24 protein-coding genes are annotated in these 22,011 nt (G+C 63.3%); 13 read left to right on the forward strand and 11 right to left on the reverse strand.

Features of this window, described 5'->3' with window-relative positions; all coding sequences use genetic code 11:
• Positions 1–42 precede the first annotated feature (42 nt).
• A complete protein-coding gene (gene dnaG / locus OPC11_RS05215; RefSeq protein WP_264781220.1) occupies positions 43–1,458 on the forward strand; it encodes a DNA primase DnaG in 1,416 nt (471 codons plus the stop codon).
• A 3-nt stretch (positions 1,459–1,461) separates the two neighbouring features.
• Here dnaG and OPC11_RS05220 read toward each other — a convergent pair whose 3' ends face one another.
• Both OPC11_RS05220 and OPC11_RS05225 read right to left on the reverse strand, forming a co-directional pair.
• On the reverse strand, positions 1,462–1,878 hold the full coding sequence (locus OPC11_RS05220; protein WP_264781221.1) for an N-acetyltransferase: 417 nt from the start codon (positions 1,876–1,878) through the stop codon (positions 1,462–1,464).
• The gene (locus tag OPC11_RS05225) at positions 1,875–3,191 is read right to left on the reverse strand and encodes a DUF92 domain-containing protein (RefSeq protein WP_069450010.1); all 1,317 of its coding nucleotides are present in this window, start codon (positions 3,189–3,191) and stop codon (positions 1,875–1,877) included. Before OPC11_RS05225 ends, OPC11_RS05220 begins: the two co-directional genes overlap by 4 nt.
• Before the next feature lie 87 nt (positions 3,192–3,278).
• On the opposite strand from OPC11_RS05225, the gene OPC11_RS05230 reads away from it, so the two are divergent.
• Positions 3,279–3,887 (forward strand): undecaprenyl diphosphate synthase family protein, encoded by a 609-nt coding sequence (locus OPC11_RS05230; RefSeq protein WP_007976785.1) that lies wholly within the window; start codon positions 3,279–3,281, stop codon positions 3,885–3,887.
• Between the two features lie 126 nt (positions 3,888–4,013).
• Positions 4,014–5,387, forward strand: a complete 1,374-nt coding sequence (locus OPC11_RS05235; RefSeq protein ID WP_264781222.1) for a glycoside hydrolase family 55 protein — start codon at positions 4,014–4,016, stop codon at positions 5,385–5,387.
• A gap of 9 nt (positions 5,388–5,396) precedes the next feature.
• On the opposite strand, the gene uppS is transcribed toward OPC11_RS05235, so the two are convergent.
• Positions 5,397–6,320, reverse strand: coding sequence for a polyprenyl diphosphate synthase (uppS, locus tag OPC11_RS05240; RefSeq protein WP_264781223.1), 924 nt, complete (start codon positions 6,318–6,320; stop codon positions 5,397–5,399).
• A gap of 126 nt (positions 6,321–6,446) precedes the next feature.
• Here uppS and OPC11_RS05245 point away from each other — a divergent pair, with 126 nt between their 5' ends.
• The 7 genes from OPC11_RS05245 (at position 6,447) to OPC11_RS05275 (ending at position 10,535) form a co-directional block, all read left to right on the forward strand.
• Positions 6,447–6,641: a cold-shock protein gene (locus OPC11_RS05245; protein ID WP_007976778.1), complete on the forward strand. Its 195-nt coding sequence runs from the start codon at positions 6,447–6,449 to the stop codon at positions 6,639–6,641.
• A gap of 115 nt (positions 6,642–6,756) precedes the next feature.
• Entirely contained in the window at positions 6,757–7,158 is a 402-nt protein-coding gene (locus OPC11_RS05250) for a DUF5778 family protein (RefSeq protein WP_007976775.1), read from the forward strand.
• A 135-nt stretch (positions 7,159–7,293) separates the two neighbouring features.
• Positions 7,294–8,592, forward strand: a complete 1,299-nt coding sequence (gene hemA / locus OPC11_RS05255) for a glutamyl-tRNA reductase (protein ID WP_264781224.1) — start codon at positions 7,294–7,296, stop codon at positions 8,590–8,592.
• Between the two features lie 331 nt (positions 8,593–8,923).
• Entirely contained in the window at positions 8,924–9,199 is a 276-nt protein-coding gene (locus tag OPC11_RS05260) for a 4a-hydroxytetrahydrobiopterin dehydratase (protein WP_264781225.1), read from the forward strand.
• A complete protein-coding gene (gene lwrS, locus OPC11_RS05265) occupies positions 9,199–9,570 on the forward strand; it encodes an LWR-salt protein (protein ID WP_264781226.1) in 372 nt (123 codons plus the stop codon). The genes OPC11_RS05260 and lwrS overlap by 1 nt, the downstream gene beginning before the upstream one ends.
• A gap of 38 nt (positions 9,571–9,608) precedes the next feature.
• Positions 9,609–10,082 carry a pyruvoyl-dependent arginine decarboxylase gene (locus OPC11_RS05270; protein WP_007976767.1) on the forward strand — a complete coding sequence of 158 codons (474 nt, stop codon included), beginning with the start codon at positions 9,609–9,611 and terminating at the stop codon, positions 10,080–10,082.
• Positions 10,083–10,139: 57 nt separating this feature from the next.
• Positions 10,140–10,535, forward strand: coding sequence for a DUF5811 family protein (locus tag OPC11_RS05275; RefSeq protein ID WP_007976763.1), 396 nt, complete (start codon positions 10,140–10,142; stop codon positions 10,533–10,535).
• On the opposite strand, the gene OPC11_RS05280 is transcribed toward OPC11_RS05275, so the two are convergent.
• Positions 10,516–10,746 (reverse strand): hypothetical protein, encoded by a 231-nt coding sequence (locus OPC11_RS05280; protein WP_264781227.1) that lies wholly within the window; start codon positions 10,744–10,746, stop codon positions 10,516–10,518. The two genes, OPC11_RS05275 and OPC11_RS05280, sit on opposite strands and share 20 nt — an antisense overlap.
• A gap of 83 nt (positions 10,747–10,829) precedes the next feature.
• Positions 10,830–12,635, reverse strand: coding sequence for a translation initiation factor IF-2 (infB, locus tag OPC11_RS05285; RefSeq protein ID WP_007976759.1), 1,806 nt, complete (start codon positions 12,633–12,635; stop codon positions 10,830–10,832).
• Between the two features lie 161 nt (positions 12,636–12,796).
• On the opposite strand from infB, the gene OPC11_RS05290 reads away from it, so the two are divergent.
• Together OPC11_RS05290 and OPC11_RS05295 are read left to right on the forward strand one after the other, a co-directional pair.
• Complete coding sequence (locus OPC11_RS05290; RefSeq protein ID WP_007976757.1) at positions 12,797–13,042, forward strand: PRC-barrel domain-containing protein; 246 nt, start codon at positions 12,797–12,799, stop codon at positions 13,040–13,042.
• Positions 13,043–13,501, forward strand: coding sequence for an NOB1 family endonuclease (locus tag OPC11_RS05295; RefSeq protein WP_007976755.1), 459 nt, complete (start codon positions 13,043–13,045; stop codon positions 13,499–13,501). It begins immediately after the preceding gene.
• Positions 13,502–13,528: 27 nt separating this feature from the next.
• Here OPC11_RS05295 and OPC11_RS05300 read toward each other — a convergent pair whose 3' ends face one another.
• The 5 genes from OPC11_RS05300 to pepF all read right to left on the reverse strand — a co-directional run bounded on the left by OPC11_RS05300 (position 13,529) and on the right by pepF (position 19,938).
• Positions 13,529–14,293, reverse strand: a complete 765-nt coding sequence (locus OPC11_RS05300; RefSeq protein WP_007976753.1) for a type II CAAX endopeptidase family protein — start codon at positions 14,291–14,293, stop codon at positions 13,529–13,531.
• A gap of 42 nt (positions 14,294–14,335) precedes the next feature.
• Positions 14,336–15,007, reverse strand: a complete 672-nt coding sequence (locus OPC11_RS05305) for a BGTF surface domain-containing protein (RefSeq protein ID WP_264781228.1) — start codon at positions 15,005–15,007, stop codon at positions 14,336–14,338.
• 105 nt (positions 15,008–15,112) lie between these two features.
• Positions 15,113–16,405: a glucose-6-phosphate isomerase gene (locus tag OPC11_RS05310; RefSeq protein WP_264781229.1), complete on the reverse strand. Its 1,293-nt coding sequence runs from the start codon at positions 16,403–16,405 to the stop codon at positions 15,113–15,115.
• Between the two features lie 367 nt (positions 16,406–16,772).
• A complete protein-coding gene (locus tag OPC11_RS05315) occupies positions 16,773–17,996 on the reverse strand; it encodes a proteasome-activating nucleotidase (RefSeq protein WP_007976744.1) in 1,224 nt (407 codons plus the stop codon).
• A gap of 151 nt (positions 17,997–18,147) precedes the next feature.
• Complete coding sequence (pepF, locus tag OPC11_RS05320) at positions 18,148–19,938, reverse strand: oligoendopeptidase F (protein WP_264781230.1); 1,791 nt, start codon at positions 19,936–19,938, stop codon at positions 18,148–18,150.
• Between the two features lie 504 nt (positions 19,939–20,442).
• On the opposite strand from pepF, the gene OPC11_RS05325 reads away from it, so the two are divergent.
• Positions 20,443–21,774, forward strand: coding sequence for a M28 family metallopeptidase (locus tag OPC11_RS05325; RefSeq protein ID WP_007976734.1), 1,332 nt, complete (start codon positions 20,443–20,445; stop codon positions 21,772–21,774).
• Here OPC11_RS05325 and OPC11_RS05330 read toward each other — a convergent pair.
• Positions 21,771–22,007 (reverse strand): hypothetical protein, encoded by a 237-nt coding sequence (locus OPC11_RS05330; RefSeq protein ID WP_264781231.1) that lies wholly within the window; start codon positions 22,005–22,007, stop codon positions 21,771–21,773. The genes OPC11_RS05325 and OPC11_RS05330 overlap by 4 nt on opposite strands.
• Positions 22,008–22,011: the final 4 nt, after the last annotated feature.

Consider the following 22,011-nt stretch of genomic DNA (forward strand, 5'->3'; position numbering starts at 1 on the left):
ACGCATCACAATCACGCCCTCCCCGAGGGCAGTTCATCACTCATGGACGATACAGCGAAATACCTCATTCACGCAGACATTACCGCCGACGGGGTGGTAGAACGCAGTGACGTCGTTGGGGCGATCTTCGGCCAGACCGAAGGTCTACTCGGCGACGACCTCGATTTACGCGACCTCCAACAGTCATCCAAAGTCGGCCGTATCGACGTTCACATCGAGAGCGAACATGGACAGTCGTTTGGCACCATCACCATCGCCAGCAGCCTCGATAAAGTAGAGACGGCGATTCTGGCGGCCTCGCTCGAAACCATCGAGCGCGTCGGCCCGTGTCGGGCCAGCGTGAGCATCGCCAGCATCGAAGACGTCCGGGCCGCGAAACGCCGCGAAGTGGTCGACCGCGCCAAGGACCTGCTTTCCTCTTCGTTCGACGATAGCGTGATGACCAGCCAGGAGATTCTGGACGAAGTTCGCCAGAGCATCCGCGTCGAGGACATCACCGAATACGAAGGGTTTCCCGCGGGACCGAACGTCACCGACAGCGACGCCATCATCGTCGTGGAAGGCCGGGCCGACGTCCTGACGCTCCTCCGATACGGCATCAAGAACGCCATCGCGGTGGAGGGGACGAACGTCCCCGACACCGTCGCGGACCTCACGCAGGAGCGGACGACCACGGCGTTCCTCGACGCCGACCGAGGCGGAGACCTGATTCTGAAGGAACTCGACCAAGTGGGCGACATCGATTACGTCGCCGTCGCGCCCCGGGGGACGTCCGTCGAGGACCTTTCGCGCGACGAGGTGATGGCGTCCCTCCGACAGAAACGACGGTTCGAGCGGTTCGACTCCGACGGGACCGTGATGGCCGCGACCGACGGCAGCACGCTCCCCGCACCCGAAACCGAGAGCGAAACGGTGCCCCACCCGATGAAACCGTCGGGCGAGGCGGACCGCGACGAACCCGAACGCGAGAGTGAAGACGGCGAGAGCGGACGCGTCGAGGAAGCCGACGCGCCGGAAGAACCCGACTCGGCCGACGAAATCGACGCTTCGACAGCCGACTCGGAATCGACGGCCGACGATTCCGAGTCGGACGCCGCGGAGCACGCTGACGAACTCGATGCGTCCGAAACCGTCGCCGAATCGCGCGCCGAACGCGAACCGATGACGCTTCGCGGGCACGCGAAAGCGGTCATCGGCGGCAAAACGGACACCGTGCGCCTGCTGGACGACGATTTCGGCGTCCTCGCGGACGCACCGGTGGACGAAGCGTTTGCAACCATCGAAGACTCGGCGACCGTCCCGCACGCCGTCGTCATCGACGGCAGTCTGAGCCAGCGAATCCTCGACGTGTCCGCCCAGCGCGGCGTCGAACAGATTATCGCCCGAGAGGAGGGCGAGTTCGTCAAAAAGCCGACGACCGTCCGCATCATCATCGCGGACGACCTCCTGAACGAGTAATCCTCACAACCGCTTTTCGAACAGCAATCCATCGCCGCCGTCGGCGTAGTAGTCCGGTTCCCGCCCGCGGCGTTCGAATCCCAGCGACTCGTAGAGCGACCGTGCGACGTCGTTTTCTTCGTGCACCGTCAGCGAAACGCGATCACAACCTCGGTCGCGGGCCATGTCCACCGTCGCGCCGAGGAGTCGCGTCGCCCGCCCCTCTCCGCGGTGTGCGGGTTCCACGACGAGTTCGGCGACGTAGGCGTCGTCCGCGACCATGGTGAGAACGTAGCCGACCGGCACGCCGTCGGCCGTCGAGACGAGGACCGACCCGACCCCGGAAATCGCCGTTTCGAGGAGTCCCGGCGTCGGTTCGGGAAGCCACGTCCGAATCCGTTGTAGCCGCGGACGGTCGTCCGGTGTGGCGGGTCGAATCACGCCGCCAGACCCACCAGCAACGCGAGTCCGGCACCGAGGAGCGCCCCCGAGAGGGTCGCGAGGAAGTTGACGCTCTGGTTGCCGAGTCCCTCACCTTCGACCGTCGCGCCGAGAAGGCTATCGACCGTCATGCCGCCGATACCGGCCAGCGCGATGACGGCACCGCCGAGCGGACCGATGGACCCGAACAGCGCGACGGCGATGAGCGCGACGATTGTCGCGCCGGACGCCCCGGCCACCTCGCCTTGCCACGTCACGCCGCCGTCGGTTCCGGGTTCGACCGGTTGCCACGTCGTGATGAGTCGCGGATTGTCGAAGACGCCGCCGATTTCGCTCGACAGAGTGTCGCTCATGGCGGCTGCGATGCTCCCCGCGAAGGCGAAGAGGAAGACGGCTTCCGAAACGGGAAGCCGGTCGCTGGCGGCGAACGCGAGGACGGCGACCAGCGCAACGGCAGCGTTCCCGAGGACGTTGCCGCCGCCGCGCGCGCCCTCGTTGGCTTCCGCGACGCCGTTCTCTCGCTTCTGCTCGTACCTGAACTTCGTCGACAGTCCCCCCAGCGCGAAAAAGGAGATGAGGACGGCAAACCACGGGTAGCCGCCGAGGACGATGGTGAGCAACGCGAGGAGGATGCCGGTGAGCATGCCGGTCACGGACGCCGTATCGAGCGCCCACGAGACGTAGCCGAAGCCGACCGTGATGGCGATGGCGAGCACGATGTCGAGTTCCGTCACGGTCATCGTGAGGTCGGTAAAGAGCCACAGCAGGAGCGCTACGGAGAACATCACCAACGGGTCGTCGCGCTCGAAGAGGACCGACCGAAGCAGCCCGGCCAACAGCGCGCCGCTCGCGGCGAGGAAGACGATTTCGGGAATCGCCGGTTCGACGGGACTGCCTTGGACGCTTCGGACGAATACCTGTGCGACTGCGGCCGCGAAGAACCCGCCGACCGTGAACCCGGCCGTCGCGGTGATAGTCGCGTTGCTCCGAGTTCTGACGAGCTGTTCCGTCAGATTTCCGTAGGCGAGCAGACAGACGGCGGCGGCGAAGACGCTCGTCGGTAAATCGACGAGCATGACGAGCATGGCGAGTCCGGCGGTCGCAAAGGAGAACGCGGCGAGTCCGCGCAATCGTCCTTCACTGCGGTCGCTCGGCCGTGCGAAGAGGTCGAACAACGGGCCGTCGTCGATGACGAGCGCGACCGCACCCACCGCGGCGAACAGCGCCGCCACACCCGCAACCAGCACCGATGCGGCGAGGGATAGCGTGGCGATAGCCGCGAACGCCGCCGCCCGCCGAATGCTCGAAGTCACGAGTTTCGTTTTCGCGGACGGGCACTTAATCTTCCCGAACGGCGCAGGGCGTGACGTTTAAGCGTCGATAGCGGCAACCTAACCGCAGTGGGACTTTACGACCAGTACCTCACGGCCCGCGTGCGACGACACGACGCCGACCCGCCGAGCCACGTCGCCGTCGTCATCACGGAACGCGACCTGCTGGAACAGGGCGCGTACGAGACGCTCGAATCGTTCTTCCAGTGGGCGTTCGACTACGGGGCAGAACGCATCACGGTCTACGTGAGCGTGCTGGATTCGGGCGCGGTGCCGACCCTCGAACGCGAACTGGAGAACGTCCGCGCACCCCGATCCATCGCCGTTCGCGGACCCGACGACCTCACGCCTGCTGACGCGCCGATTCAGATAAGTATCGGACTCGGCGGCAAACACGAGTTCGCCGAGGCGGTCCGCGCAGTCGCAGAGGACGTGGAGGCCGGGACGGTTTCCGCCGCCGACATCGACGAGTCGGAAATCGAGTCCCGACTGGTCTTCCCGACCGACCCCGACCTCGTTATCAAAACCGGTGCGGAGCGCCTCTCTGACTTCATGATCTGGCAGTCGGTGTACTCCGAGCTGTACTTCACCGACGTGAACTGGCGCGATTTCCGCAAACGGGACTATCTGCGCGCGATTTTCGATTACAAGAATCGACAGCGGCGGTTCGGACGGTAGGGTCACTCAGGCTGCGGTGCACCTCAGATTTTGGCGTTGCAGGGTCTGCTTATATTCCCGACAGCTTCGTCCGCATCCGTTACGTCCCCAATTCTCAAATGGAATCCGACGGTCAAACCGACTGGGATGGGGACTCCGAGCGACGGGCCGAGGAGACGAGCGTATCTCCGAGCGGCCGGTGTCGCGCTCTCGACGGCGGTCGCGGGCTGTGGCGGACGGTCTCCCCCGAGCAAGGAGTCCGTCGTGGGTCCGTACCGCGACCGATTCGAGGCGGTCATCGACGTCGGTGAACTGGGCGCGGACGGGACTGGAACCGAGCCAGTCGATGACGTCCTGAACCGGTCGATGCGCGACGGCGCGCTGTTCTACTTTCCGCCCGGAACGTATCGACTCACGGAGCTCGACCTTTCCGGCCGCTCGAACTGTGGGTTCGTTGGCAACGACGCCACGCTGCTCGTTCCACCGGAAGAGCAGGGGAACTGGATCTACGGCGAGCGGGTTCGGAACCTCCTGTTCGACGGGTTCACGTTCGACTACGCGGACCCCGCGGCGGCCCCAGTCGTCGCGTTCTCCGTCGCGGGGAAGCGAAACGTCCTCCGGGACCTCGCGTTCGAGGGGCACCACGGGACGACCCCGCGGAGCGGTCTCGAACTCGAAGTTCCGAAGCGCGCCGCGTCGCTGCTCGTCGAGCGCGTCCGCATGCGTGGCGGGTCGAAGAAGGGAAACGCCATCTTCACTCACAGCGGCGACGGGTCGCTTCAGTTCGTCGATTGTCGGGTCGAACACTGGGCGGAAGGGCTGTACGCGTCACCGCACTCCGGCCCGCTTCTCGTGCGGGGCGGAACGTACGCGAACAACGGCATCGACCAGATACGCATCGGCGGCGGGACGAGCGGCGCGCGGGTCGAAGGCGCAACCGTCCGTATCGACGGCCCGCGGAACCCGGAGGTGAAGCCGAACATGCGGGGAATCTGGTTGGAAGAAGGGACGAACGCGAGGGTGGACAACTGTACCGTCGAGATTACGGACCTGACGGGCACGTACAGCTCCGGGGGAATCGTCGTCGAAAAGCAGTTCGGGACCGCCCGAATCACGAACACCGCGATTCAGACTAACCACAGCGTTCCGGCCATTCACGTCCGGACGCCGACCACCGAATACGACCCGACCACGATGCCGAGCATGGACCACCTTCCGGCGAACCACGAAGTCACCTGTGAGAACGTCTCGATTTACGGTGCCGCCCCGAAGGGGACCGCCATCCTGCTCGCGGGACGGGACGGATGCCGATTGTCGGACGTCACCGTTCAACACCATTTCGGCAGTCGAGACGGCATCACCATCGAGAGCGGCCGACGGACGGAGATTCACGACGCGCACCTCCGGGTGAGCGGCACCCCAATCGTCGCGTCAGGGACGACGCCGCTAACGAAGAACGTCGAGACGGGTGGAATCGGTTCGCTGAGACGGTTGGGCGACTCGTTGTTGGACTCGATGTAGAAAGCAGTCTTATTTTGTCGTTTGGCGTTCGTCGCCGCCCTCTATCTCCTCGACCGTCGCACTGTCGGGGACGTACTCGGCGAACTTGTGCAAGACGGAGCGTGCTTCGTCCAACTCCACGCCGCCGACGGCACGGACGAGCGCCAGCGCGCGCTGGACTTTCGCCTGCCTGAACGATTGTGCGCGCGACTCGTAGGTTCTGACCGCCCGGAGGAAGTCGATTTTGGAGAACTCGGGCCAGTAGGGCGTACAGAAGAACACGGCGGCCTCGTTGCCGTTCGCGTGCCACGGCAGGAAGTTACTGGTCCGCTCGTCGCCGCCGGTGCGGATGATGAGGTCCACGTCGCGGAGCGGTCGGGCGTAGAGGCGCGACTCGATGGTTTCGACGGAGATATCGGCCGGGTCAAGGTTGTCCGACTCGACTTCGCGGGCCACGTCGCGCGCCGCGCCGAGGAGTTCGTTTCTGCCGCCGTAAGCGAGCGCGATGTTGAGGACGAAGTTGTCGTAGTCGCCGGTTTGCCGTTCGGCGTAGTCGATTGCCTCCCTGACGCGGGGCGGAAGTTGTTGGACGTCGCCGATAGCCCGGATGCAGACGCCGCTGTCGTGGACGCGCTCGGCGTCGGCGAACTCGTACAGTTTGTTTTCGAGCAGGTCGAACAGGGCCTCGCGTTCGTGGTCGGGGCGCTCGAAGTTCTCGGTGGAGAAGGTGTACAGCGTCAGTTCCTCGACGCCGATTTCGTCGCACCAGTCGAGGACGCGCTCGGTCGTCTTCGCCCCTTCGCGGTGCCCGTCGGACGCTTCCCCGCCCTGTTTGCTGGCGTAGCGTCGGTTGCCGTCCTGAATGACCGCGACGTGCGCGGGTGCGCCCGAGACGCTTCGCCGTAACTGCCGCTCGTAGGCCGTTTCCAGTTGTCGCCGAACCCACCTCAACATCGTCTTGTTCCCTTCCACTCACCCGACGAGTATCAGCCTTGTCCTCCGAGTATCGTGGTATGTGCTCACAATGATCGTTGGGAGTTGCATAGCTTTTTAAGTATGGGATTACTTTGGTAGAACGCAATGGCGAAAGGTACGGTTGACTTCTTCAACGACACCGGCGGCTACGGCTTTATCGACACTGAGGACTCTGACGAAGACGTGTTCTTCCACATGGAAGACGTCGGTGGCCCGGACCTCGAGGAAGGGCAGGAAGTCGAATTCGACATCGAACAGGCAGACAAAGGACCGCGGGCGACCAACGTCCAGCGCCTGTAAACGGTATCAGTAGAAACTGATTCTCGCGGGAGTTCACGCTGCCGCGCGAAAACAACGATTTTTGAGCCGCGGCGGTAACCGTAGGTCGTATAACGGCAGCCACGTATCCGTGAGTATGGACAGCGTTATCGACGACGACCTCTACGAGCGCACGAAGCGACTGCTCGAACCCGGAGAGATAGAACTCAACGGAGCCATCGTCCACACCGACCTCGGGAGCGACGAGGACATCGAGATGCACCAAGCGTCGGTGGACGTCGGCGACATCATCGCGGAGCACGCGGGCCACGACCCGCGCGACACCTACGTCTACTCCGGAAGCGACGACACGAACTTCGCGTCGAACCAACACCAAGGACTGACGCTCGACGACGAGGAGTTCGTCTGGGAGTGCCAGCAGTTGCTCCGCGACGGAACGTTCGACATCGTGTTTTACTACGAAGCCAGCGCCGACCAGGACGCGATACTGGAGGACATCCGCGACCTCGGCTTCGAGGTAACGGGCGTCGAAGGGTAAAGGGCGGGACGAGTGAGGAGTGAAGAGCGGGACGAGTTAGAAGGCTTTACGTACGCGCCTTCCTAACCACGTGATAAGAACGTCCGGAGTGTTTCGTATGAACTGTATGTTTTCTATTCACCGGAGGCAAAACCTGTGACGCCGAGCACTGGTGTTATTTCGGGCATCCGCGTCTCCCACGACCGGGCCAGTTTGGACGACGTGGCGGCGGCTTGTCACACCGACCAGCAGGACACCGTTGCGCGACTCGCCGAGGAGCCGGAGGTCTCGGAGGCGTTCGTCCTACAGACGTGCAACCGCTTCGAAGCCTACGTCGTCACGGACGCACCGGCAACGGGACGAACGGTGCTCGCCGATTTCGTCACCGACGTGACCGGCTCGGCGGTCATCGAGATGAGCCACGAGGAGAGCCTTCGGCACCTCCTCCGCGTCGCTGCGGGACTGGAATCGCTCGTCCTCGGCGAGGACCAGATAATCGGCCAGGTACGCGACGCCTACTCGTCGGCGCGCGCAATCGGTGCGGTCGGCCCGATGTTGGAGGAGGCGCTGACGAAGGCCATCCACGTCGGCGAGCGCGCACGAACCGAGACGGCCATCAACGAGGGCGTCGTCTCGGTGGGCAGCGCCGCCGTGACGCTCGTGAGCGACCACTCGGAGTTGGAGGGCGCGACCGCGCTCGTCATCGGTGCCGGGGAGATGGGCACCATCGCGGCCCACGCGTTCGCCGAGGCCGGGGTCGAGACGCTCATCGTCGCCAACCGCTCCATCGAGCGCGCGGAGGAGGTCGCGGATGCAGTGTACCTTCCCGACACCCGCGCCGTCGGATTGGACGCGCTTCCGGCCTGTCTGCCGCGCGCAGATGTCGTCATCACCGCGACCGGACGCGACGGACACGTCCTCGATGCGGACCTGCTCGACGACTGCGGCGAGACGCTGGTCGTGGACATCGCCCAACCGCGCGACGTGTCCCCCGCCGTCTCAGCGCTCGACGACATCATCGTCCACGACATGCAGGCGCTCGAATCGGTGACGGACGAAACCCGCGAGCGACGACGCGCCGCCGCACAAGCGGTCGAGGCGATGGTGGACCGCGAATTCGAGAACTTGCTCGAACAGTACAAGCGAAAGCGGGCCGACGAAGTGATCGCCGAGATGTACGCGGGAGCGGAACAGGTCAAGGAGCGCGAACTGCAGACCGCGCTCTCGCGCCTCGAATCGGAGGACTTCGACGAGGAGCAGCGGGCCATCGTCGAGTCGCTGGCCGACGCGCTGGTCTCGCAACTCCTCGCGCCGCCGACCAAGAGCCTCCGCGACGCCGCCGCGAACGACGACTGGACGACCATCAACACCGCGCTCCAATTGTTCGACCCCGAGTTCCGCGACGACCCGCCCGCGTTCGTGGCCGAACACCTCGAATCGACCGCGGACGATTGACGATTGCGACGCGCATTTTCACGACCGCTTAGCGCTCGACAGAGGATTTTCTCCGGGACGGCAGGCGACACAACCGCTAAGAGCGGCCAGTGACACAACCGTCAGTCGCTAGTAACCCAACCGGAAAATCGGAGATTTCCGGGCCAAGGAATCCCCGACGGAGCGACTGAAAGGAGCGACGGAAGCGGGATGACGCCGTGCTTTTGGTCCAGCTTTTGCCAGGGAGGTAGGCCGAAATCCGCGCCAAACGGCGCGGATTTCGGCTCCCGACCGCAGCAAAAGGTGGGTGCTGGCGAATGCCTTTATTTGCATCCCCGCCGTCCGGGAGCCTATGGCGAGTTTGCTCTCGGACGAGGAGATAGAACAGCAGAAACCGGACGACTGGGAGCGCGACGGCGACGAAATCGTTCGAACCTACAAGTTCGACGACTACCTGAAGGGGGTCGCGTTCGCCTCCGAAGTCGGCGAAGTCGCCGAAGAGGAGTTCCACCACCCCGAAATCATCATCGGATACAAGGAAGTCGAAGTTCGGTTGACGAGTCACGAGGAGGGCGGCATCACGGATACCGACGTGGAGATGGCCGAGCGCTTCGACGACGTGCGCTGATGGACGCCCGCTACGTCTTCGCGGTTCGATTCCGACTCGACCCCGACGCGTCGGGCGTGACGCTCGAACCGCGGGAGTTCGAGACGCGCCTCTACCGGCGCGCCGACCCACCCGGGGAAGAAGGCTGGCAGTTCTTCCGGGACAACCTCTGGCGCGGCGATATCGGCGACGAGCGCTATTTCCGGAAGTTGACGAGCGAAGCGCTCGGGGTTCCCGTGACGAGCGTCGAGTACCGCGCGTTCGAGACGGACGAGGAGTACTACGACGCGCTGAAGGGCGAAATCGGCGATGATTTGGCGGCGTTCAAGGCGGATTCGGTGTCGGAAGTCGTCTCGAAATACCTCGGGAGTTCGGTCGAGGTCCAACGGTAATCGACAGACCCTTTCGCGCGACGAACCGACCACCGAACATGAGCACGATTCGGGTCGTCTGGGGAACCGCGAGCGGGCCGACGAAGATGTCGTCCTACGACGCCGCGCTGGCGGACGCGAACGTCCACAACTACAACCTCGTCTCCGTCTCGTCGGTCATCCCCGCCGACACGCCGGTCGAGACGGTCGGCACCGCGCCCGACCTCGGTCCCGCCGGAAATCGACTGACCGTGGTGGAAGCCCGGGCGACGCGCGCCGGACCGGGACACGTCTCCGCCGGACTCGGATGGAGCGAGAGCGACGGCGCGGGACTGTTCTACGAGGCGTCGGGCGAAACCGACGCGGCGGAAATCGAGGAACGGGTTCGGGCCGGATTGGAAGCAGGCCGGGAGCTACGCGACTGGGACTTCTCCGGCGAGGAGACGAAAATCGTCACCGCGGACGCCGAATCCGGGACGTACGTTACCGCCCTCGTCCTCGCGGTGTACGGCGAGAGCGAGCCGATTTGTTAGTTTCCGGGGACGACGGGTTTATACCTCGCTCGCCCTTATCGAAGGGTAGCAGACCGCATGAATGGAAATACTCCCTACGCTGGCATTCCCGACGTGACGCAGGCCGGACAGCGCGCGTCCGTCGATGTCGACGAACTTACCCCCGAGCAGCGGCGCCATCTCCGGGATAGCGTCGCCGATATTGCGACGTTGACTCGCAAATACCTCCCCGAGGAGTACGTTATCGGTTCGCAGGTGACGAACAGTCTCACCGGTCCGCAGGCGTCCGTCTCGGTGCAACCCCCCGTCGGCCACATCGTCAGCGCCGGGTTCGAACCGGAGAAACACGAACTCGACGACGACGAACTCATCGACGCCGAGGAGCGCGACGAGGTAGCCCGCGGCCTCGCCGCCAGTGCTGCCCTCCAAGTCAAACAGGCGGTCGAGAACAAAATCACGCCGACCGCCCGTTAGGTGGGCGATTGGACGGCGGTCGAACGAACATCGCGTCGGCGAGGACGACCACCGACACGATGCCGGAGACGGTGATGCCGACGTGAAGCGGAATCGAAAGAGTTGCCGCCGCGACCAACCCCGCGAGTAACACGAGCGGAACGGCGAACAGAACGAAGTCGTAGTACGAAACCGGGACGCGAGCGATACGGCTACCGAATCGGTTTCTCACACGCACGATTGATACCTCCGACGGATACTATTACCGCGAAAAACTAAAACGTAACTCCCTCACCTCGTGGTGACTGTGCGGAATTACTTGCCCCAGAACGGGTCGCGTTTGCGCTGTTTGTCGAGATACATCCGGAGCGCTTCGAGTTCGTCGCCGGGGATGTCCTCGGAAAGCTCCTGTTCCAGAATCTTGGCGTGTTTCTCGGGGAGTTCGATCCACAACTCGTCGCCCTCGTCGATCTGCCTGCCGACCGTCGGCCCGTCGATGGCGACGCTGACGCGGCTTCCCGCGCGGGCTTCGTCCACGTCGTCGCCCTGTTCTTGAATCCCCTTGAGGGTGCCGACGCGTTTCGGTTCGTTCGCCTCGAACTTGGCGACGAAGGAGTTGTTCCGTACCGTTCCCGACATTATCTCGACGCCGACGACGGCGGGGTCGTTCTGTCGGAACACGTGGTCTTCGAGGATGCGGAAGCGGGCCGGACGGGTGATATTGTCGAGGACGGTCTGCTGTTGGGCGCGCTCCATCTCGTCCACGTACTCCTCGTACTCCTCGATGAGCTGGTAGATGACGTCGCTGTCGAACAGTCGGATGTCGCGCTGTTCCGCTTCGTCCGCGGCGTCGGCGAGCACGTCCACGTTGAACGCCAGAATGGTCCGGTGTTTCGGCTCCTCCGCGGTCGTCGCAAAGCGGATGTCGCGCGGGGCGACGTCGCCGACCTCCGCGCGCATGACCGGTATTTCCTCCTCTTCGAGCGTGCTCACGATGGCTTCGAGGCTTCCGAGGGTGTCGGCTTTCACGACGATGCCCTCCTCCTGCGTGCTGACCTCGACTTCCGCGAGTTCGGCTTGGACCTCCTCGATGACGTCTTCGATTTCGCGGTCACGGACGACGCGGACGGGCGCACCCGCCATCGCCTCGTCCAAATTCGGTGCCGCGATTTTCACCCCGGCCGCCGCCGCGATGGAATCGACCTTCTCGAACCGGTCTTCGGTTCGGATTTCGGCGAGCGGTCGCGGTTTCAGCAGGGCGCGAACGTCCGTCACGATGGGCTCGTTCATCCCGCCGACGACGATGGTTTCGTCCGCACGGACGGTGCCGTCGTACAGCACCACGTCGAGGGTCGTCCCGAAGCCCTTCTCCTCTTTGACTTCGAGGACGGTTCCGGCACCCGGCCCGGCCACGTCGATTTCCATGTCCTCGCGCATGTAGCGCTGGGCCAGACCCATCAACACGGTCAGCACGTCGGGGACGCCCTCGCCCGTCTCGGCGCTGACGGGGACGACGCCGATGTTGTTCTGGAAGTTCTGGACGCGCCAGTAGAGGTCCGCCGAGAAGCCCGCGTCGCTGAGTTCGCCGATGAGTTCGTACAGACTGCTGTCGAGCGTCGAGCGCGCGCGGTCGCTCTGGGCCTCGTACGTCTGCTGGACCGGGGCGTCCATCTCGGGGTTCCACCCCGGCGTCGTGTCTATCTTGTTCGCGGCGACGATGAACGGCGTCTGTGACTGTTTGAGGATGTTGATGGCCTCCACCGTCTGTGGCTGGAAGCCGTCGTTGACGTCCACCACGAGGATGGCGATGTCCGCCAGCGCGCCACCACGCGACCGAAGGGTCGTAAACGAATGGTGACCCGGGGTGTCGATGAAAAGCAGCCCCGGCAGGTCGAAGTCGTCCGGGTTGACCAGTTTCCCGGCGACCTTCGACACCACGTCGAGCGGCACGGCCGTCGCGCCGATATGTTGTGTAATCGCTCCCGCCTCGCCCTCGATGACCGTCGAGCCTCGGATCTTGTCGAGCAGGCTGGTCTTGCCGTGGTCGACGTGACCGAGGACTGCGACGATGGGAGTCCTGAGGGATCGAGTTTCCGTTTCGTGTGTATCTGTGTCCGACATACCTACCACCCGGGAGAAGTTCTTATCACAGAACAGCCCCGCACGGCATTTAACTCCATCGCCACGCTCGTCCGGCCGTCCACCGATTCGCCTCGAATTCATTCGAAGCGGGCGGCTACTCCCCGTGGAGTTTATGTAGTAGCGGTCGGTAATCACCTCGTATGCCGAGCATACTCGCGGAAAATCTCTCGGGAAAGGCCGTCATGGGTTCGGACGGTACGGAACTGGGAATGCTCTACAACATCACCATGAACCTGAAGACGGGGGGGCTGTCCAGCCTCGTCGTCGAACCCGACGAACAGCTCGATACCGACACCGTCGACCTCGAAACGAACGAGGACGGTCATTTCGAACTACCCGTAAACCGAGTGCAAGCGGTTAAAGACTACATCGTCGTTCAGCGGTAAATGTACGTTTTAGACTCCTCAGCCTTCATCAACGAGTATCACACCACCCAACAGACAGCGTCGATTCCGATGGTTCAGGAGGAACTCGAAGGCGAACACGCCTTCCGGTTCGACGCCATGGAGGGTTCGGGAATGCACATTCACATCCCCCGCGACGATGCCGTCGAGAAGGTACGCCGAGCGGCGGACCACACGGGCGACTTGGACGTGCTTTCGGACACCGACATCCGACTCGTCGCGTCCGCGTTCGAACTGGATGGGACCCTCGTCACCGACGACTACGCGATGCAGAACGTCGCCGACCGACTGGACGTTTCCGTCGAAGTCATCGCGCAGGACGGTATCGAGGAACAGCGCGACTGGTCGTTCCAGTGCTCGGGATGCGGTCGGGAGTTCGACGAGAAGAAAGACCGGTGCCCGATTTGTGGCAGCCCGCTCTCACGGAAGAATCCCAACTGACCGAGCGGAGACCACGAGTAACCGGATTTATCCTGCAAACTGGAGATACATCACGCCGAACACGATGGCGTCGAACGTCCCGTGGACGAGCGCCGACGCCGTGAGGTTGTCCGTTTTTAGATACACCGTTCCGAGGACGAGCGAGAGGAAGAAGATGACGACGAGCGTCCCCGCCAGTTCGAGCGGCGTCGAACCCGTCGCGTAGGCGAGCACGTGCGCCAGCGCGAACACGACGCTCGCAACCACGACCGCTCCGTAGTCCGAGAACGAATCGTACAGCGACTTTTGGATGATGTTTCGATACAGCAGTTCCTCGCACGGCCCGATGACGAGCCACGAGAGGGGGACGAAGAGCAACAGGATGTCCGGGTTGCCGCTTTTCGCCTGTTGCTCGACGCTGTGACTGGCCGTCCGAATGCCGAGTTCGGTCAGCAGGAACGAGAGGATGAACATCAGGACGAAGATGGAGAGTATCCCCACGACGATGTAGCCGACGTCGCGCCGGGTCGGAAGTTTGAAATCGAGATACGAGCGACCGATTCCCCGTACGCGGAGGAATACGAGCGCGACGGTGCCGGTTCCGAGGCCGAGCGAAACGATGCTGAGCGCGGAGCGTACCATCACGCCGACGCTCTCACCGCCCGCCAGCGAGACGAGTATCGACGCCCAGATGGAGATGGCGAGCAATCCGGAGAATCCGAGCGCGCCGCTTTGGAGCACTGCACGCACCATCCCCTCGAACGAGCGCGGGGGAGACGACTCGCCGACCCCCGCCGCGGTACCGTCTTCCATACCGAAAAAATGTATCCCCGGCGGTAAATGTGCTCCGACCGGTCAGTCGATTCGGCGGGCGAAACCGAGTCCGACGAGGCCCACGAGGGCGACGACGGCGACGAAGACGTCGAATCCGGGTTGTCCTTCACTCTCGGTCGGTGCCTCGGCCGCCATCTCGGTTTCGGTGCTCGTCGTCCGAGTTGTGCTGGCGGCCGCGTCAGATCCGTCCGTCGCGGCGGTCGTCGAGGTCATCGTCGCGGCTTCGGTCGTCGTCGCCGTGGTCGTCGAACGCTGTACCGACTCGTTCGTCCGGTTTCGGAGGACGCCATCGACGACGGTCAGCGCGTCGACGTCCGTCGAGTTGTTTTGCGGACGGCCGACGATGACGCCGAACTTCGTGCCGGGTTCGTACTCGGAGAAGTTGAACGTCGCGGCGAAGGTGCCGTTGGACGCCACGGTCACCAATCGGGACATGAAGAACCGATTCGTGGCGTGAATCTGCATTTCGAGCTCCGTGCCGGGGTCGAGCGTCGTGTTTCCACGGATAGACTGATTGCCTGCAGCATTGAGAACGAGAGGAACATCCTCGTGATAAATCGAAACCGAACTGTTGTTCGCGGTCGTTTGGTCGTGGCTAAGCGGGGTTTTTCCCGTCGCGTCGAGAGCGGTACCGCCGCGTGCGCTCGTCACGCCCGAGACGGTCGAGAGAGCGACGATTGCCACAATCACCATCCGAATTAAATGTCGCCTGTTCATACTGAAAATGCGCCGTTCAGGGTTCGACGCAAGGGATATAGAATGAAAGTTTGCGGGTCGGTAAATGCTTTGTGAACGCCGCTATTCCACGGTAAGGGTCGATTTTTCTGCAACTTCGTCCGCTTCCTCGAAGTCGCCGCCACCGAGAAGGCCGCGAGCGGCGCGCTTACCCCACTCGACCGCCGGTTGGACGAACGTCTCGACGCTGTAGAGTTCCCCCGCGAGGACGCACGCCGCTTCCAGACAGTAACAGAGTTCGCCGAGTCCGTACTCGTCTACGCGGTCGATTTCGAGGCGGACGTTCGGTTGTCCCGACGCCGCGAGGCTCGCTTCGGTCGCCTCGAACTCGGCCGAGAGGAGCGAACCCAAACTGCCGGCGCCGAGATATTCGAGGCCGGGCAGGTCGGTTTCCGGAATCGACCGGTCGGCGCGCTCCGTCGGTCGGACGAACGTCACCATCTTGTCGCTGGGTCCGGCGCGGTACAGTTGGAGTTGCGAGTGCTGGTCGGTCGCACCGAGCGCCCGCACCGGCGTCTGGCCCAGTCCGTCCTTCCCGAGGCTCTCGGCCCACAACTGCGCGAACCACTCCGCGAACGTTTCGAGCGATTCCGCGTAGGGCATCATCGCGTTGATGCCCGCACCGCGTTCGTCGAGCGCGTAGGTGGCCGCACCGTAGGCGTAGGCTGGCGACTCGAACAGCGACCCCGCAAGCCGGTCCGCCTCGGCGTGCGCCCCGTCGAGAACGGCGTCGATGTCGTGACCTTGAATGGCGGCACACGCCAAGCCGACCGTCGAGAGCATCGAAAAGCGACCCGGAACGCCGTCGGGAACGTCGAGCGCGGGCAGGTCGTGTCGGTCGGCGAGATTCCTGAGGTTCCCTTCCTCGCCCGTCGTGACGAAGGTGCGGTCCGTCCAGTCCACGTTCGCGGACTCCATCGCGTCGCGGACGACGAGGAAGTTGGCCAACGTCTCGGCCGTCGTGCCCGAGCGCGAGACGACGTTGACGGCCGTGTCCGAAAGCGAGAGTCGGTCGAGGAGGGCCGAGACGTGTTCCGGGTCGACGTTATCGAGGAAGTAGGCGTCCACGTCGGAGTCGAGACCGTTGGCCAGCGTCGCCGCACCGAGCGCGCTGCCGCCGATACCGACCGTCAAAACCGTCTCGGCGTCGGCGAACGGTTCGACCGCGGAGCGGATTTCGTCGGTATCCGTCGTTTCCGGGAGATTCAGCGCCGCGTAGCCGTGTTCGTCGTTCGCTCGTCCGGTTTCGATTCGCTCGTGGGCGTCGGCGACGCGCTCGTCCAAACGGGAGAGTGCATCGCGCGAGACGCCGGGCGAGGCAACGGAGTCGAGGGCGTTGCCGAGGTCTACTCGCATACGAAACTCCGCACCGTCGGACGTGAAAAAGACACCTCCTTCGACGCGGGAAAATAGTTCTCGGATGGCAGGTCGATTTTCCGTCGAGAAGGAATCGTCGACCAACGTCGTCGTTTCTCGAATTTTCACAACCGCCAGAGTCAGCCACCGACACGACCGCCAGAAACCCGTATTTTCACAACCGTCAGAAATAGGCCGACGACACAACCGCGGGTTCTTCGTTGTTCCCCGTGAGTGAAGCGAACGGACTCGGCGCGGACCGGAGAGGCACGAAGTGCCTCGAAGGGAGCACCGAGGTTTTGGTCCAGATTTTGCCAGCGAGAAATCGCGACGGTGCCGCGATTTCTCGTGCAGCAAAAGGTGGGTGTTAGTACGCGTACCGCAGGTTCGGGACCGACGACTTGTCACCCGCTTCCATCTTTTCGAGCGCACCCTCGAAGTCCGCCATGGTCACCTCGGACCGGTCGTCGCGGATGGCGAACATGCCGGATTCGGTCGTCAGACTCTCGATTTCCGCACCGCTGAAGCCCTCCGTCTCGTCGGCGAGGCGGTCGAAGTCCACGTCGTCGGCGAGGTTCATGTCGCCGGTGTGGATTTCGAGGATGCGGTGGCGACCCTCCACGGTCGGGTTCGGGACTTCGATGAGGCGGTCGAAGCGGCCCGGGCGGAGGATGGCGCTGTCGAGCATGTCGAAGCGGTTGGTCGCCGCGATGATGCGGATGTTGCCGCGGTCCTCGAAGCCGTCCATCTCCGAGAGCAACTGCATCATCGTGCGTTGGACCTCCGCGTCACCGGACGTCTTCGAGTCGGTTCGCCGGGACGCCACGGCGTCGATTTCGTCGATGAAGATGACCGCGGGTTCGCGTTCCGCCGCGAGGGAGAAGAGGTCGCGGACGAGTTTCGCGCCCTCACCGATGAACTTCTGGACGAGTTCGGACCCGGCCATCTTGATGAACGTGGCGTCGGTCCGGTTGGCGACCGCTTTCGCCAGCATCGTCTTCCCGGTTCCCGGCGGGCCGTGGAGCAGAACGCCGCTCGGCGGCTCGATACCCGCCGCTTCGAACTGCTCGGGGTTGACGAGGGGTTCCTCGACGGCTTCGCGGACCTCCCGAATCTGCTCGTCGATGCCGCCGATGTCCTCGTACGAGACGGTCGGCGATGCGTCCACTTCCATCGCCTGCGCTCGTGCGTCCTTTTCCGTGTCCAACAACCGTTGAATGGTGAACGAATCGTTGACGGCGACGCGGTCACCAGCCTCGATGTCCTCCCGAAGTTGCACCGCCACGTCTGTCAGCACCTCCTGATTGTTGCCGTGTTGCTTGATGATAACCCCGTCCTCGGTCACGTCCTCGACGGTCGCGACGTACAGGGAGGTCGTCTTCAGCATCTCGTTTTCACGCTGGAGTTGGTCGACCTCGTTTGCGAGATCGTCTCGTCGCTCGGCCGCGGCATCGACGCGCTCACGCAGTTTCTGGTTGACCTTCGTGATGTCCGTGAAATGTTCCTTGAGCGCGGACAGGCGCTCCTCGTCGGACATCTCGGGGTCCAGTTCGAGCGTTGGTCGGTCCGGGACGGATGGGCTGCGTGACATTTCTTGTTCAAGCGTATGGGACCACATTAAAAGTGCCTTTGGGTCGCGGGCGATACAGAAGATTGGTATCGGTTGGAAAATCGGCGTGCCTCGCCGAGAGACGTACGCGTGACGAGAAGCCGAGCGATGAAAAACCGAGATTCCGCGGCGGTTAGATGAGTTCTTCCATCTCGTCGAGCCGTTTTCCGTACACGTCGAGCGCGCGCTGAATCGGCTCCGGCGAACTCATATCGACGCCCGCGCCTTGGAGCAGGGTGAGCGGATACTCGCGCGACCCGTTGCTGAGGAAGTCGAGGTACCGTTCGGCGGCGGGTTCGCCCTCCTCCAGAATCTTGTCCGCCAGCGCGACGGCGGCGCTGATGCCCGTACTGTACTGATAGACGTAGTACGCGCGGTAGAAGTGCGGAATCCGCATCCATTCGCGCTCGATTCGGTCGTCGACGACGGCGGGGTCGTAGAACTCGCGTTTCAGGTCGCCGTAGATACCGTCCAACCGGTCGGGGGTGAGCGCCTCGTTGTCCTCCGCGAGTTTGTGGGCCCGATACTCGAAGTCGGCGAACAGCGTCTGCCGGTACAGGGTCGAGCGGAACCGTTCGAGGTACTCGTTCAGAACGTGTCGTCGGAAGTCGGGGTCCTCGACCGTTTCGAGGAGATGGTGGGTCAACAGCGCCTCGTTGACCGTACTGGCGACTTCGGCGACGAATATCTCGTAACTGCTGTACGTGTACGGTTGGGACTCGCTCGTCAACTGCGAGTGAAGCGAGTGCCCGAGTTCGTGGGCCAGCGTGTACATCGAGGAGATGTCGTCCTGATAATTCATCAGGATGAACGGCTGGGTGTCGTACGTCCCACCGCTGTAGGCACCGCTCCGCTTGTCTTGGGTTTCGTACACGTCTATCCAGCGGGACTCGATACCCTCCGCGACGCGCGACTGGTAATCGTCGCCGAGCGCACCCACCGCGTCCACGACGTACTCGACCGCTTGGTCGTAGTCGAGGTCGGGACTCTCGGTGTCGGTCATCGGCATGTACACGTCCCACATCCGGAGTTCGTCCACGCCGAGGCTCCGACGCTTGAGTTCCGCGTGTCGGTGGAGTTTGTCGAGGTTGTCCCGAACGGTGTCGAGGAGGTTATCGTACACGTCGACGGGGACGTTCGGCCCGTCGAGCGCCGCCTCTCGTGCGGTGTCGTAGTTCCGAGCGCGGGCGTATTTCACGTCCGCTTTGACGCTGTTTTTGTACGCCGCGCCGACCGCGTTGCGGACGTCGCTCCACTCGTCGAAGTAGTTCTCGTAGACCGTCTGGCGGAACTCTCGGTCGGGGTTTTTGAGGAGGTTGACGAAGTTGCTCTGGGTGATTTCGACCGACTCCCCGTCGGGGTCCTCGACCGTCGGGAACGTCATGTCGGCGTTCGAGAGCATGCTGTAGATGTCGTTCGGCGCGCCCGTGACCTCCCCGAACTCCGCGAGCAAATTCTCTATTTCGGCCGAACGGGTGTGTTCTTTCATCCGAATCACGTCGTCCAAGGCGTGTTCGTACGTCTCCAACCCGTCCGTCTCCGCTATCATCCGGTCGAGTTCCTCGCGGTCCAACGACTGGATTTCGGGTTCGATGAAACTCGTCGCGCTCCCGGCGCGCGAAGCGAGCGACTGGGCACGCGAGGCGAGCGCCTGATACTCCTGATCGGACGTGTCCTCGTCGCTCCGCATCCGAGCGTAGGAGGCGACCATGGAGACTTCGCGTCCGAGTTCGTCGGAGAGTTGAAGCACGGTGAGCAACGTCTCGCCGTCGTCCGTCACCTGTCCCTCGTACGCCTCCAACTCGCTCAGTCGCTCTTCGACGTCCTCGTACGCCTCCTCCCACTCCTCGTCGGTCGCGTAGATACTTTCCAAATCCCACTTGTATTGGGCATCAATATCGCTCCGTTCGGGAACAGAACTCATAGTCCGATGTACGAAAACCGAGACTGTAAGGCTTTGTTATTCGGAATTCGATTCCGGGACGGAACCGAAAAACGAGGGCGTTCTCGGTCAGGGTTCGGAACCGTCGTCGCTTTCGGAAGTCCTCACCCGTCGCGCTGGTCGAGTGGTGTGAAGTCAGAACAGTGAACTTCGACTTTTGATGCCAGTTTGTGTGAATTATTCCAATATAACATTATAAAGCATATATTTGTTCGGAAGACGGAGATAAAACAACCCAATAACAAAACATTCAAACGTGATTATTTCCTCTACGGGACAGTGACTGTTGGACTCGGTGTGAGGGTGGGAATCAAACCGACGGGCCATTGTCCGATAGTGGATATCTCGGAGGAAGGACTCGTGGCCGACTTCGTTCCCGGGAGCGGCGAGGGGGTACCCGCGCAAATATCGGTCGGGGCGGAGCGAACGGGGACGAGACGTGAGCGGTAGCGTACCTTTTTGACCCGTGGCAACACGTCTCGTCGTATGAGCGACGTCGAACGTGCGCTTGGCGATGCGTGGACCGATGACTACCCGTGGGAATTCCTGACGAAACTGACCGAACTCGAAAACAGGATGGGCGGTCATCCCGGCGAGCGACGAGCGGCGGAGTTGGTCGTCGAGGGGTTCGAGCGGGCCGGGGCGCGCAACCCACACATCGAACCGTTCGACATGAACTGCTGGACTCGCGGGTCTGCGGAACTCGCCCTGACCGAACCGGTCGAACGGTCCTTCGAAACCATCGCGCTTCCGTACTCGCTCGCGGGAGACGTGCGGGGCGAACTGGTGGACGTTGGTCACGGCATGCCCGAGGAGATAGACGAAAAGGACGTCGCCGGGAAGATAGCGGTCGCCAGCACGACGACGCCGAAAGGCAGTCGGTTCATCCATCGGATGGAGAAGTTCGGCCACGCCGCCGCCGCGGGTGCGGAGGGGTTCGTCTTCCACAATCACGTGCCGGGACAGCTACCGCCGACCGGTTCGCTCACCTTCGGCGACGAGGCCGCGGTTCCGTCAGTCGGCGTCAGCAAGGAGTCGGGCGCGTGGTTGACCGAGTACGCGGAAAAAGGTGCGACGGCGCGACTGGTCGTGGACGCGAACACCGAACCGGGAACGAGCCACAACGCGGTCGCCGAACTCGGTCCCGAGACGGACGAGGAGGTCGTGGTCGTCGCCCACTTGGACGCACACGACATCGCGGAAGGGGCGCTCGACAACGGGTGTGGCATCACCGTCGTCGTCGCCATGGCACACCTGCTCTCGAAACTGGACCTCGACACGCGCGTCCGAGTCGCGGGCGTCGGCTGTGAGGAAACCGGCCTGCTGGGAAGCGAGGCGTTGGTCGAGTCGCTCGATACCGGACGAGTCCGAGCGGTCGTCAACGTCGATGGCGCGGGACGGTTCCGCGACATGCGCGCCTACCTCCACGGCTCCGAGACGATGCGGTCGGTCGTCGAGACCGTCTCCGAGGAGGCGAATCAGCCGATACTGCTCCAGGAAGGGGTCCACCCCTTCAGCGACCACTGGCCGTTCCTGAAGGCGGGCGTTCCGGCGCTGCAACTGCACAGCGAACCGGACGGCAGTGCACCCGGCGAACGCGGCCGTGGCTGGGGCCACACCCACGCCGACACGCGGGACAAGGTGGACGACCGCAACCTCCGCGAACACGCCATGCTGGCGGCGCTGCTGGTCCAAGAGGTGGCCGCACGCGAGGAGATTCCGAGACCGACACCCGAGGACATCGTTGCGAACCTCAGAGAACAGGAGTACGAGGAGGGGATGCGGGCGGCGGGAATCTGGCCGGAGGGCTGGAACTAAGCGCAGAACCTGACTTCGCGCCGGACGATTTCCTCGACGAGCTTTCCGAGTCCGCGGACGACGAGATAGACGCCGACGATGAGCGAACCGAGGGCGAACAGCGCGTAGAGAAGGATACCGAGGAATCCGAACACGCTCGCCGCGATGCCGCCGAGTGTCTGTCCGAGAAGGACGGCCACCATCCCGAGCACGATATCCGTCGTTACCTCCCACAGCAGCTCATCGTTAACCATGGAG

Origin of the sequence: Haladaptatus sp. T7, from assembly GCF_026008575.1 — an archaeon.
Taxonomy (GTDB): Archaea; Halobacteriota; Halobacteria; order Halobacteriales; family Haladaptataceae; genus Haladaptatus; species Haladaptatus paucihalophilus.